Here is a 13,067-nt window from a genome sequence, read left to right as displayed (position 1 = left end):
GTCCTTTCAGTCCCAGTCGAGTCCGCCGCGACGCAGCACGTAGGTGTAGGCCGCGAAGACGACGATGATGAATGCCAGCATTTCGGCCACGGCGAAGGCTCCCAGCTGATCGAAGGCCACCGCCCAGGGATAGAGAAAGACGATCTCTATGTCGAAGATGATGAACAACATGGCGGTGATGTAGTACTTGACCGAGAACCTGCCGCCTCCGGTGGCGGTCTGCGGGGTGGGCTGGATGCCGCACTCGAAGGAGTCGTATTTGGTGCGGTTGTAGCGGTGCGGGCCGATCTTCGGGGACAGCCAGATGGCACCCACCCAGACGAACACGACGGCAAGGGCCACCAACCCGACAATCGGAATGTACGGACTCATCGCCATCCTGTCCTTTCCCGCGAGATCCTCGTCGACACACTCAGGAGTGGAACACTGCCGGCTGGGACGAACCTCCTCGCTCGTCCTGCCCAGTACCCATCACACGGACGGAACAACTCTGCTCAAACCGTTGATGACATGGTCCATAGCATCCCCTCGATGGCGATCGGTCAAGTTGGCGAGCAGCTTGTTCACGAAAACCATCAAGGTGCGGTGCGGCAGCCCATAGGTGGTGCACAGGTGCATGATGCGGGGATTGCCGATGAGCTTGACGAATATCGTGCCAAGCCTGTAGTAGCCGCCGAAGCGTGCTGCCAGCGCCGTGGGATAGCCCGCCAGCGCCCGCTCGGACGCGCGGGTCGTGATCCCGCGGGCATGAGCCTCGGCAATTGCGTCGGCAGCCAGTTCTCCGCATTCCATGGCATAGCTGATGCCCTCGCCGTTGAAGGGGTTGATCGCACCGCCCGAGTCGCCCACCAGCAGCAGGCCATCGGCGTAGGCGGGCTGACGATTGAAGGCCATCGGCAGGGCCGCCCCCGTGATCGGCGCAGTGCGGTGGTCCTCGTCGAACTGCCACTCCCCCGGCGTCGTGGCGAGCCATCTGCGCATGAGGCCGCGGTAGTCGGTATGGCCGAAGGCGGGTGACGAGTTCAGCATGCCGAGGCCGACGTTGCAGGTGCCGTCGCCCATCGGGAAGACCCAGCCATAGCCGGGAAGCTGATGCGAGCGCCCAGGCTCACCGTCCCACAGCTCCAGCCAGCTCTCCATCCACTCGTCGTCGTGGCGAGGGCTGGTGTAGTAGCTGCGCACTGCCACGCCGAGCGGACGGTCCTCGCGCCGCTGACGGCCCATCGAGATGGCCAGCCGCGCCGAATTGCCGTCGGCGGCGACAACGATCGGCGCGCGCACCGAGTGGCCGTCGGCGGTCCGCACCCCGACGATCCGCTCGCCCACCAGCAGCGGTGCGCTCACCGTGGCACCTGTCACGAGGTGGGCGCCCAGGGCCATGGCACGCCCGGCCAGCAGGTCGTCGAGACGTGCCCGGGTACAGGTGAGCCCATAGTCGGGATAGTCGGCGAGCTGTGGCCAGGGCAGCTCGAATCCTTGTGCCCCGGAACCATAGACGCGAAGTCCCTTGTTGTGCTGCCAGCCGGCCTGCTGCGAGGTGTTGATCCCGAGTCTGGTGAGCATCCGCACCGCCCGCGGCGTGAGACCATCGCCACAGACCTTCTCACGGGGGAAGTGTGACTTCTCCAGCAGCACGACATCGAGGCCGCGCTGGGCCAGGAAGGCCGCTGTGGACGACCCGGCCGGCCCGGCCCCGACGACGATGACATCTGCCTCAGTGGGAAAAGCGCTGTCCGACAGCTCACCGCGCCGGGCCGTGAGGACCGAGGCGAGTTCGACGCCGGGGCTCTCGGGCACTGCCTTGTGCCCCACCTCGTGTTCCATGGCTCTCCTCCGACACTGGAATGGGCTCGCCGGAAAACCGGGCTTCCTCGCGCGGCCAGTCTAGAAGGCATGGGGCATGGTGTCAGCAATCCGGGCAACAGAGTTCCTAGTCGCGGGGCTGGAGCTGGCGCACCAGCTCACCCGATCCGCCCAGCGCCCTGGCTCGACCGGCCCGGCGCGAAGCTGCCTGGGTGCACGCCCCATCTGACGAACGAGCTCGGCACTGCGGCCCTGGTCGATTAATCTCATGGCGTGATCATCAACCCGGGATCGTCGCGACTGCACGCTTCAACCATCGCCATTCCCGACCCCGGACCGCTCACCCGCTACACCGACGGCTCGGGCGCTGCCTTCCTGCGCGGCAATGACGGGTTCGTGGCGCTCGGCGAGATCGCCCGGCTGGACGGTCCGACGATGGCCGAGGCCAATAGCTGGTGGTCCGAGTTCGCCGCCACGGTGGAGAACGAGACCGAGATGCCCGGACGGTTCGGCACCGGCCCGCTGGCGTACGGAGCCTTCGTCTTCGACCCGGAGCGCGGACATACGAAACCGGTCTTCGTCGTCCCCGAGGTGATCATCGGGCGCCGCGACGGAGTCGCCTGGCTGACCCAGGTCGGCTATGACCGGGTGAGCCCGGTGCATCCCCCCGTCCAGCCGGCGCCCCAGCCGCCGATGGGGCTGTACTTCCAGGACGGCGAGGTCACCGGCGCGAGATGGCTCAAGCTCATCGCCCATGTGAGCGAGCGGATGCAGCGCGGCGATGCGGAGCGGGTGGTGCTGGCGCGCGATCTGCGAGCCATCGCCACGAGTCCGATCTCGATGGCCTGGGTGCTGCGCCAGTGGCTCATCAACTACAACTCGTGCACCTGCTATCTCGTGGACGGCGTGGTCGGCGCCACTCCCGATGTCATGCTCCACCGCGAGAACGGGCTGGTCACTTCGCGCGTCCTGGCAGGCGGGATCGAGCGGCTCGGCAGCATCGACAATGCCACCAGGATGGCGACCCTGCTCTCCTCCGGCGAGCGGATGCATCAGCACAAATTGGCCATCGAGGCCTCGAAGGAATCGCTGAGCCCTTTCTTCACCGGCATGCACATCCCCGAGGCGCCCTTCGTGGCCACCTTCCCCGACATGCTCTACCTGGCCACCGACATCTCGGGTGTCGCAGCCCCGGACAACTCCTCGCTCGAGTTGGCCGCGGCACTGCACCCGGTGGCCTCGGTGGTCGGCTCACCGCGCGGCAACGCCCGCCAGATCATCGCCGAGGACGAGAAGCTGGAGCGCCGGCACTTCACCGCGCCGGTGGGGTGGATCGACGCCCAGGGCGACGGCGAGTGGTACGTCGCCCAGCGCACCGTGCACCGGATGCCGAACCGCACCGAGCTGACGATGTATGCCTCCTCCACGATCTCGGCGAGCACACTTCCGCACAACAAGCTGGTCTCCACCGAGATGAAGTTCTCCCAGATGCGGGAGATCCTGCGAGGCCAGTGACCGGGCAGCCGGCGGGCTTATAGAACGGCTATTGCAGCCGGCGGGCTGCAGAGCGGCTATTTGGTGCGCAGCGGCGGGCGCTTGCGCACCGGGACCGTCCCCGAGCGGGTGACGACCTGCTTGGGCCGGGCGGGACCGGTCTGGGTGACCCCGCTCTTGCGCTCCTCGCGCATCTTGGCGAGTTCCTTGCGCGACTCCTCGGAGGCCTCGAGCATCTCCTGCTGGTTGATTCCTCCGCTGCGCAGCACCGACCACGCGATGACAGCGATGATCACCGAGACGATGGGGGACCAGCTCATGATGAGCGGGAAGGTGACGACAACGACGATGTCCAGGCCTCGCACCATGTTGAACATGAGTCCCGGGGGCACCGCGCCCGCACCGGTGGAGACCATCGGGGCGTTGTAATTGGCCGATTTCGCGCTCACCCAGCGGATTGCCCCGAGCAGGCCCGCGACGCCCGCCACGACTCCGTACCACAGGTGCGCGGGGGTGGCCGGTTGACCGCCGAGCGGCAGGATGAAGGCCGGTGTGGTGAGCAGCGCCCACACCAGGGTGAGCATCACCGGCACGATGGTCACCGCATCGCGCAGTTGAGCGTTGCTCATCGGGAACAGCCTGGCCAGGCCCTTGGTGCGGCTGAGCACGCGCATGGAATCCATGAAGGGAACCATGACGGCCACCAGGACCAGAGCCGACAAGCTCGCTGACATGACGCTCAGTCCCAGCGAGTTTAGCGCATAGGGAACCACGACACTCACGGCCAGCCCGATGAGCGGCGCCGGGTTGCGCCACAGCCGCTGGACGTCGCGCCACACGATGGCTTTCGTGCCCAGCCCGCGCCCGCGTTGCGGCTTGACCTGCCCGCGGATCTGATTGCGCCGCTCCACCAGGATGTCGCGCATCAGGGCGAAGTCGAGGGCGAAGGCGGCACCCTGCATGCCCGAGACGAGCTCGCCGCCATTCACAAGCTGACTGCGGCCCACGTGGTCGAGGCGGCGCCGTGCCAGCACGGCCGCGATGACACACAGCACCAGACCCACCGCGCCAACGACGATGGCCAGTGGAGCCGAGAGTCCCGAGCCCACTGCCAGGCTCACCCAGCCGCTGGCGGTGGCGATGACGGCCAGCAGCACAAGTACTGCCAGGGCAGCCACGATGGCCTGGGCGAGACGTACCAGAGCGGTGCGTCCGGCGCCCTGCTGAGCCGCGGCGAAGGCGATCCATCCTGCGCCGGTGATGCCGGTGGCGATCGTCCAGGCGATGACCGTGTGGGTGTCCAGCCCGGTCAGTGCAGTGACCAGCGCAGCCAGTACCGCGCCGAGCAGGCCGGCGCCGGCAACCATGAGCCACAGCCTTCGGGCCAGCAGCTGGGAGCGGCGCAGCGGCGCATCGAGCAGCCAGAAGCCCTCCGCAGCCGATGCGACGACGGGCCCGAAGATCCGGCTGATCGCCAAGAGGGCCACCCACAGCCCGGTCATCACGAGCCAGGGCAGTAGCTCACGGGCGGTGGAGCAGCCCCCTGTCGTACATCCGGAGGCCTGGTGCTGGGCTGCCCGGATGGCGCTGATCACCATGGCGGCCACGACGACGAGCGTGAACACGGCCACATAGCCGTCGGTGAGCACGTCCCACAGGGTGCGGGTGGCGCGCCCCTTGCGCCAGTCCTTGACGAGCAGCATGAGCTGGCGCTCGTCGACAACGCCCTGGGCCTCGGGGTTGATGTCGACGAAGTCATAGTCGATCTGAGGGGCTTGCGGTTCAGCCTGCGGTGTCTCGGCGACCGCCATGTCCTGCTGGGTCGGGTGCGACGCCTTGGGTGCGTTCCTGTGGCGGTTGCGCCGGCGGCTCATATCAGCTGCTCCGGCTCCGCCAGGGACTGCGCGGAGCTCTCCGGCGCACCCAGGCGCACGACCCGCGCCCCGACAGCGGCCACGAGACTGGGCTCATGACTGGCCATGACGATGCACAGCCCGTTGTCGTCCTTCTCGTGGCGCAGCCGTTGACCGAGCCAGGCGATACCCTCCTGGTCGAGGCGCTGCTCCGGCTCGTCGAGGATGAGCAGCTTCTTGGGCCGCACGAAGGCCGTGGCCAGAGCCAGGCGCCGGCGCTGCCCGCTTGACAGCGTGCCTGGCAGCTGCCCGGATTGGGGCACCAGCTGGACCTCATCGAGGATGGAATCGACGAGTTCGTCGGTGTCCTCGAGACCGTGGGCCCGGGCGAGCAGGTCGAGGTGCTCCACGACCGACAGATCGGGGAAGAAGTCCAGGTCGTCGATGACGGTGGCCACATTGCGGCGGAATTCGGGATCGGTGTCCTTCGCCTTGACGCCCAGTACCTCGATGGTGCCCTCCGTCGGCTTGTCGGAGCCGACGATGCATCGCAGCACAGTCGACTTGCCCGAACCATTGCGTCCGGTCAGGGCTATCGCCTCGGATTCGTGTGCCTCCAGACTGAACCCGCTGAGCACCGTGTGCTCCCCGTATTTCTTCACCAGATTGCTGATCTTCAGGACCGTCGCGCGCCTCGCCATGGCCCCCATTGTGGTGCACGGCGGCGATCCGTCCCAGTCGAGCCCCCGGCGCACACCCGCCCTGCGTGCCGCAGGCCTGCCAGAGGAAGCCGGGGCCGGGTCCCCCCGGTCTGCCAGAATAGGCTCGTGGTGACCCGTGCGACGCTGGAGAAGAAGCGCGACCAAGTGGCCGGAATGTTCGACCAGGTGGCGCCCCGCTATGACCTGCTCAACGATCTCATGAGCCTGGGCCAGGACCGGGCATGGCGCAGGCAGGTCGTCCGTGCCGTGAACGCCCGGGCTGGTGAGAATGTCTTGGACCTGGCTGCCGGGACGGGTACCTCGTCGGCGCCCTTCGCGGCTGCTGGTGCGCATGTCTTCCCCACCGACCTGTCCATGGGCATGCTGGTCACCGGCAAACGACGCCAGCCCGGGCTTTCCTTCGTGCGCGGCGATGCGACGGCGCTGCCCTATCGTGACGGGGCCTTCGATGCCGTGACGATCAGCTTCGGACTGCGCAATGTCGAGGACACTGCGGCGGCGCTACGGGAGTTGCGCCGGGTGACACGACCGGGCGGGCGGCTGGTGATCTGTGAGTTCTCCACGCCGACCTCCACCCCCCTACGGATGGTCTACAAGGACTTTTACCTGGCCACCGTGATGCCTCTGTTTGCCAGGCTCGGCTCGAACCCGGATTCCTATTCCTATCTCACGGAGTCGATCCTGGCCTGGCCGGCGCAGCAGCCGCTGGCCGAGATGCTGGCTGCAGCTGGTTGGTCACGCATCGCCTGGCGCAATCTCTCCGGGGGCATCGTGGCCCTGCACCGGGCGTGGGCGGAATGAGGCATGGGCGGCGATCCGCTATCGGGCGCGTCGGCGTCCGCACTCCTGCTCGATGCCGATGCGGCCTGGAGATGCCCAGTTGCGACGCACAACTGGTTCGACCCGGCGGTGTCGCGCCCGGCGCGCGACGGCAGTGCGGGCGCCGCTGAAGCAAGCCCTCTTGCTGAGGCGCCGGCCACGACGCCCGGGCCCGAGGATCTGCTCGAGCGGCTTGGCCAATGGCCGGGGGCCGTCGATCTGCGGGGCCTGGCGGGGGATGAGGAAGCAGCCCAGGTGGCCGCGACGGTGGCGGCGGTCGACCGGATGGCCCCGGTGATCGTCTGGCCTCGGCTGCCACATGACATGGCCGGCCATCGCAGCGGGAGTCCGGATGCGCTTGTCCTGGCCGGTGGGCCTGGAGGGCATGCCTCGGGATATCGTCCCGTGCTCCTCGTGCGCCACCGGGTCCTTCAAAAGTCCGAGCACGGGGATGGGCCCGACGCCCAGCTTGTGGGAGAAGGCGCGGCACACATCGCCGTCGTGGGGGCCGTGGTGCGCATGAGCCGCGAGAGGGACCTGCTGAGGCTTGCCCATCATTGGCGGATGCTGGAGTCGCTGGGCTGGCAGGCGGGCGGACGACCCAGCGGTGGTCTCATCGGTACGGACCGGGTGGTGCCCGCCCCGGCGAGTGGCGGCCAGGAGCGGCCTGCGGGGGTGGGCGGCGCCGCTGCCTGGACCCCGGTGTCCGGTTCACCCGAGGGCTTTGCGAGCGGTGGCCGGGCCCTCATCACATGGTGCGCGCTCGATGCCCCGGTGCTGCGTGTCTTCGCCCGCACCGCCCGCAGTGGCTGGCGGCGCTTCAGCGCGCTGGAGCGCTATGACCACGAGTTCGAGTTCCGGCTGCACGTGGCGCGGGTGGCATTGGGTCGTCATGGCGGCGGCACTGGCCCCGAGCCTGCCGTGCGTCCGGTGGTCGTGGACGAGTGCGAGGGGTGCCCGTGGTGGCCGGTCTGTCGGCCGCGCTTCGACGAGAACGACCTGAGCCTGCACATCGACAAGGCCCGCCTCGATGCTCGGGAGGTCAGTCTGCTGCGGGCCATGGGCATCCAGACGATCCAGCAGCTGGCCAGCGCCGACATCGAGGCGCTGCTGCCGGACTATCTTCCGCAGGTCGCGCACAGGGCGGGTGGGGAAAAGCGGCTGCGGGTCGCGGCACGCCGGGCTCGGCTGCTCGCCCGAGGGGAGACGCTGGAACGCACCCGCCCGGGAGCGATCGAGTTGCCGCCCGACGGGTGGTCGATCGACTTGGACATCGAGACCTCGGTACGCGATCGGGTCTACCTGTGGGGTTTTCTTGTGAGCGATCCTCAGGACTCCGCCGGTTCGCACTATGTGCACTTCTCGCGCTTCGCCGTGCTCGATGAGGCAGCCGAACGGGCACTGGCCGAAGAGGCGATGACATGGCTCGTTGCACAGCTGGAGGCGCATCCGGAGGGACGCGTCTACCACTACTCGGATTTCGAGGTGGTCCACATCAGACGGATCGCGGCCTCCGGTGGCCTGCCCCAGACCGTACGGGCCGCCAATCGACTCACCCGCACTGCCTTCTTCGATCTCTTCCCGGTCGTCCGGAGCAACTTCTTCGGAGCTCATGGGCTTGGCCTCAAGGCGCTGGCTCAGTCTGGGGCGGGGTTCCGGTGGCGAGACGAGGAACCCGGCGGGTTGAACTCCCAACGCTGGTTCGCCAGAGCGGTCGGCTCCGCCGACGCTGTGGAGAAGGCAGCTCTGCGGCGCCGGGTGCTCGAATACAACGAGGACGACACCCGCGCCACCTTGGCGCTTCGGGAATGGCTGCGGACTCTCCGGTAGGCCGGTTTCCATATCTCTCCGGCCACCATTTCAGCGTACCGGGAAGACGCTTGGAAACCTGAATTGGTCTGCATCTGCAGGACCTATCCAGGTGTGAACGGCCACCTCGAACAGCCCGCTGCGAGCTCTACCTCACCGCCTGCCCCTCACCCATCACAGGGAACAACAGGAGTGACACCACGCCACGGGACTTGACCATTACCAAAGACCGCGCTCGCTGCGCCCGCCACGAAAGCCTGCCAGGAACGTCCGGTGGGGTCTATTCGGTTGAGGGTGTCATCGCCGGTGTACAACATAGGCCTGCCCGGTCAGCGCCACGAGAGGATCGACAGTGAGGAACACCGCCGTGGCCGGATCGTAGTAGCGGGCCTGCAGGTAGAGCAGCCCAGTCTCCGCATCCCTATACGCCCCCGCAAACAGAATCGACGTCGACGCGGCACCACTATGCGCCGTCACAACACCCCACGGACTGTACGCCCACGTGGCATCCACGGTTCCGGTGCTGTTGGTCAGGGCGACAGTGGAACCATGCGGATCCGAAAAATAGAACTGCTGGTTCCCCGCCCCCGACGCCGGGGTCATGGCGGTGCCCTGTCCGGTGCCGATAGACGAATAGGTCGCCGCACCCGACACAAGAGCACCACACCCCAGTCACCGCCAACGAGGCCAACCAACACAACCGCCCCGCCGCATCAAACGCCTGGCTCGTACCATCCTTCGCTCTGGACGGCAGACCCCTAAATCGGGAAATTCTTTGTTGCCCATAGCCACACATCATCAACATCTAGTTCTGGGTCAGGACCGGTCTGGATAGCAACATGCAACTGGTGGCGTGGCCCCTTGAGCCGGCGAGCAGTCAGGTCATATGGAGGTGTCCAGCGTCGCTCCAAGGGCCCGAAACGTCGTTCAGAAAACGATCCGACGCGCCACACCACCGTTCCATCCGCGTGGAATGTGATCTTCCCACCAAGTGTCATGAATTCCTCGGTATTCGGACGTCGGCTGACCACCTCCTCAAAGGACCGCGCACGCATTGATGCCGACCAAACCCCTACGGGGGTCTCGTGAGGTCTCACGAGATGATCCGGTTGCACCGGGATCACCACACTCAACGTGAGATATGCGGCTGCGACGCCGAGCACAACAAGCAACCCAGTAACCCACGGTCCTCCACCGTGCATGAAGGCCACCACAAGAATGAAGGTGAACGTACCCACCCTTGGCCACACCCCCATCAGCCGACGCGACTCACGCTCTTTGGCATACTCAGTCAATTGGTCCATAATAGCCCTTGTTCAATGCGATTTGCAGGATAATTCGCCTCCCGCAGCTGCACGAGGCGATACTTCTGATCATTCTGTGACTGACCAAGTGCCACATCGAGAAGCCGTGGAGTCAGCATGGAGATCCGCCATCAAAAGAAGACTCAGAGTAGCCATAACCAGAATTCCCTCCACTGTGAGATCCCGTTCCCGCAGATCTGGTCTCCCCACGCCCATCTCTCGAAGCGATCCCTCGCCTGATCCTATCTCCTCTCGCAGCCCATCCCCGGATCGCGACACACCACCGAGAACCAGAACACTTGGAGAGCATTATCCCATCCAACAACCAGAACGGTATCTGGGACCCCTAGACCCCAGGAGTTCTTCCCTATCGTGGCTCATTTGTGTCAAGAATGCACTTGATATCCGGCTCGTTCAAGAGCAGCTGAGATGTTCCGTGCGTGACGGAAACTGGTAATCATGGCCGATGATTCTTCTCCCCCCCAATGTCCACTTTATTCTCAGACTGAACAAGCCCACTCGGATCGACGTGATAGAACTACGTGGCACCCAAGAGTTCGACATGAAATTTCCCACATATAGCCCGCGCTGATAGATTAGAAATTCCCGAAAGAAGGGCCAACTCGCATTGAAGCCCCCTCCTCGACCGATCCTGATCCCGACAGCATAGGGAGTAATCGTGGCGATAAGTTCGCCGCATTCGTTTTCGCTCATCATAAGCCCACTCCAGAATAGGTACAAACTCCGACTAAGCGGTGACTATGTGCTTCACATCATATATCTCCGCGCGACGATCATCCCTCTATCTATTCTATCTTCATCCCGGGCAATCTGCGGAAGTGGCATAGTACTGGTGCACAGTACTTCCATATTCAGGCGCCGCACTCTGCGGAGAACTTCCCCTTGAACTTCCCGATGAGGACGATCCCCTTGGTGACTGATCGCTTGACGACGAATCCTGATTTTCATTTGAACATCCTGCATAGCTCCCGAACGGCGCCCACACACACGTCTTGGAAAGTCCCACATTGACATCCCAACCGAAGTCTCCCCCACCGCTGAAATCGATCTCGGCAGAAGTAGGAGATTCCCCACACTCTCCCGCCCCCGTCACTGAGATTCCGATTGCTGCTGAACCACCGGCACCTGCTGTGCACGCTGTCCCAGCGAGTTGATTCACAGTGTCTTCGCTTCCGCCTTCAGCCGCCACGAACACATCGCCTCGTCGCAGCCGTACCGGGTGGGGGTTCCCGGTCGTGCCAGTGGTCGCGAGGTCAACCCTGACTTTGGGCAGCGGACCTCTAGATCGGGAAATCTTTGGCCAGATGGAGCCATATGTCATCAACGTCTTGTGCGGGGTCAGGACCGGTCCGAATTATCAAGTGTACCTGACCTCCTATCCCTTTAAGCCTGCGAGCCGACAAGGTATATGGTGGCTGCCAACGTCGTTCTAGAGGCCCAAAGACCATTCGGTTGCTCTTACCCATGACCCACACGATGGTCCTGTCGGATTCGAAGGTGATACGCCCCGGAAGTTCTGCGAAGTCTTCTATCCTCGGTCGCCGTTCAATTACCCGTTCGAAGGACTTCGCCCGAACCATCGCTGGCCAAGCGCCTGCCGGCTGCTCTCGCAATGGAACGAGATGATCCGGGTGTACAGGAACCATCATTGATACAGAGAGATATGCCATGAACACAGTCAACAAGAGCAGTAGGGCAATCAGCCACCACAAAGTTCGACCGCCAAGAAGTGCTGATGCGGCCAGAGAGGCAATCATGCATCCCGTGAATCCTCCCATTACGAAAGCGTTTTGAGAACGGCGGGATTCTCGCTGCTGTGCATATTCAGTAAGTTCAGACAATATTCATCCATCTCACTCAAAAACCATGATATATGATATAATATCCTGAAGATATATTATCTCCTCTCCGCGATTCGGTTCGAGAGAAGGGGTCATCTTCCAATCCGGCGTTCACTGATAAAGTTCTGCCCACCATCTCAGCATGGGTAGCCGTATCCTGTCCTTGTATAATCTGGATAGGAACTCGAACCCCAGCTTGAGTGTACCCCTGAGGACCGGTTCCCAGGATCTTCACCAAATGAACTGGAATCACCCGAGGTGGATCCATCGGCTGAAGAGCGGGAACTGGCGTCCTCATCGTCGTCGCGAGTATCATCATAGATAGTGACTCCGACGCTCTCCCACGTATAGACATCAGAAAGACCGCCCATTGCCATCGAAAAAGCTCTTCCCAAGTGGGAAAAATCGCCAACTATTCCCGCACCACCAAATCCCAATGATAACGTATCTAAGCCACACTGGAGGCTCTTCCAGTCATGTGAGCAATCAACTCCAGTTGATACAGCCCCTAGTCCCGCGGCGCCGATATCTGCTTCTATACCAATTCCCGCGCCCAAGAAGGTCAAATCACCAACTCCTGCTGTGGAGATTGTTAATGCTGCGATTCCCACAACTCCTGCTGTGATTCCCAGTGCAAGTCCCCAGTCGAACAACCCGGTGGGGTCTGTCCGGTTGAGGGGATCATCGCCGGTGTACACATACGCCTGCCCGGTCAGCGCCACGAGGGGTGGGAGGCAACACTCACCGTAACCATGCCTAGAGCGAACCGGTATGCAATGCCAACAACACCCGTGCCATCGCGATCGCCACAAAACAGCCGATGAGCACCCACCGGATCACCCGCATGACACGGCGGGAATGCCTTTGTGCCGGGCCCCCACCCGACTGGAAGCCCGTGCCGCCCCCTACAGGGACCCGGGGGTGCGGATCGTGCTCTTCGGCCCGCAAAAGCCTGAACGTCAGATAACGCCCCCCTTTGGGAAGAGCCTCGCCACTGAGCCTCAGCAGATTACCCGTCTTGGGATCACGGATCGAGATACTCTCTGTAGACCAGGGAAGTGTTGTGTACCCAGCATAGATCTCTTTCTTCATTTTTGCGAATCCAGCAAGGGCGGCACCGATGAAGGAAGCGATCAGCGCTAAGGAAACTACTTCGAGTACGTTCGAGAGAACATCAAATTTACCCCATAAAAGAAACGTGAGTATCGCCGTGACCATCAAATCAACCATAAAAGCGGCCCACAGCAAGAAGGCCCACGCAAAAAGCGTGTAAGCAGTAGGGCCCCGAAGGAGTCCATTGGGTTTCCGGGCTCTTCCCAGATGAGGGTGTAGGCGACGCAGCAGCCGTGGTGGGAGGGCGCGGCGCGTCGGTGCCCGGATAGTGGCCGAGGCCTTCCGAGG

At 63.8% G+C, this 13,067-nt stretch carries 11 protein-coding genes; 3 read left to right on the top strand and 8 right to left on the bottom strand.

Annotation, left to right across the window (positions count from 1 at the left end):
* Positions 1-6: 6 nt before the first annotated feature.
* Together BMX93_RS09520 and BMX93_RS09515 are read right to left on the bottom strand one after the other, a co-directional pair.
* Positions 7-372 carry an NADH-quinone oxidoreductase subunit A gene (locus tag BMX93_RS09520; RefSeq protein WP_177170170.1) on the bottom strand — a complete coding sequence of 122 codons (366 nt, stop codon included), beginning with the start codon at positions 370-372 and terminating at the stop codon, positions 7-9.
* A gap of 99 nt (positions 373-471) precedes the next feature.
* Complete coding sequence (locus tag BMX93_RS09515) at positions 472-1,824, bottom strand: geranylgeranyl reductase family protein (RefSeq protein WP_091970442.1); 1,353 nt, start codon at positions 1,822-1,824, stop codon at positions 472-474.
* A 252-nt stretch (positions 1,825-2,076) separates the two neighbouring features.
* Here BMX93_RS09515 and BMX93_RS09510 point away from each other — a divergent pair, with 252 nt between their 5' ends.
* The gene (locus BMX93_RS09510; RefSeq protein ID WP_091970439.1) at positions 2,077-3,318 is read left to right on the top strand and encodes a chorismate-binding protein; all 1,242 of its coding nucleotides are present in this window, start codon (positions 2,077-2,079) and stop codon (positions 3,316-3,318) included.
* 56 nt (positions 3,319-3,374) lie between these two features.
* On the opposite strand, the gene BMX93_RS09505 is transcribed toward BMX93_RS09510, so the two are convergent.
* Together BMX93_RS09505 and BMX93_RS09500 are read right to left on the bottom strand one after the other, a co-directional pair.
* Positions 3,375-5,171: a DUF6297 family protein gene (locus BMX93_RS09505; RefSeq protein WP_342735982.1), complete on the bottom strand. Its 1,797-nt coding sequence runs from the start codon at positions 5,169-5,171 to the stop codon at positions 3,375-3,377.
* The gene (locus tag BMX93_RS09500; RefSeq protein ID WP_177170169.1) at positions 5,168-5,860 is read right to left on the bottom strand and encodes an ABC transporter ATP-binding protein; all 693 of its coding nucleotides are present in this window, start codon (positions 5,858-5,860) and stop codon (positions 5,168-5,170) included. Before BMX93_RS09500 ends, BMX93_RS09505 begins: the two co-directional genes overlap by 4 nt.
* 117 nt (positions 5,861-5,977) lie before the next feature.
* Between BMX93_RS09500 and BMX93_RS09495 the strand changes: the two genes are divergently transcribed.
* Both BMX93_RS09495 and BMX93_RS09490 read left to right on the top strand, forming a co-directional pair.
* Entirely contained in the window at positions 5,978-6,673 is a 696-nt protein-coding gene (locus tag BMX93_RS09495; RefSeq protein WP_218139294.1) for a demethylmenaquinone methyltransferase, read from the top strand.
* A 3-nt stretch (positions 6,674-6,676) separates the two neighbouring features.
* On the top strand, positions 6,677-8,521 hold the full coding sequence (locus BMX93_RS09490) for a TM0106 family RecB-like putative nuclease (RefSeq protein WP_091970437.1): 1,845 nt from the start codon (positions 6,677-6,679) through the stop codon (positions 8,519-8,521).
* A 276-nt stretch (positions 8,522-8,797) separates the two neighbouring features.
* On the opposite strand, the gene BMX93_RS09485 is transcribed toward BMX93_RS09490, so the two are convergent.
* The 4 genes from BMX93_RS09485 to BMX93_RS09480 form a co-directional block, all read right to left on the bottom strand.
* Positions 8,798-9,103 carry an RHS repeat-associated core domain-containing protein gene (locus tag BMX93_RS09485; RefSeq protein ID WP_143052875.1) on the bottom strand — a complete coding sequence of 102 codons (306 nt, stop codon included), beginning with the start codon at positions 9,101-9,103 and terminating at the stop codon, positions 8,798-8,800.
* A 155-nt stretch (positions 9,104-9,258) separates the two neighbouring features.
* Entirely contained in the window at positions 9,259-9,795 is a 537-nt protein-coding gene (locus BMX93_RS12770) for a hypothetical protein (RefSeq protein ID WP_143052874.1), read from the bottom strand.
* Between the two features lie 2,008 nt (positions 9,796-11,803).
* Positions 11,804-12,364 carry a hypothetical protein gene (locus tag BMX93_RS12765; protein WP_218139293.1) on the bottom strand — a complete coding sequence of 187 codons (561 nt, stop codon included), beginning with the start codon at positions 12,362-12,364 and terminating at the stop codon, positions 11,804-11,806.
* Positions 12,365-12,422: 58 nt separating this feature from the next.
* Positions 12,423-12,896 carry a hypothetical protein gene (locus BMX93_RS09480; RefSeq protein WP_143052872.1) on the bottom strand — a complete coding sequence of 158 codons (474 nt, stop codon included), beginning with the start codon at positions 12,894-12,896 and terminating at the stop codon, positions 12,423-12,425.
* Between the last annotated feature and the right edge of the window lie 171 nt (positions 12,897-13,067).

The sequence above is a fragment of the Propionibacterium cyclohexanicum genome (assembly GCF_900111365.1).
Lineage (GTDB): Bacteria > Actinomycetota > Actinomycetes > Propionibacteriales > Propionibacteriaceae > Propionibacterium > Propionibacterium cyclohexanicum.
This window is presented reverse-complemented; position numbering and strand designations above follow the sequence as displayed.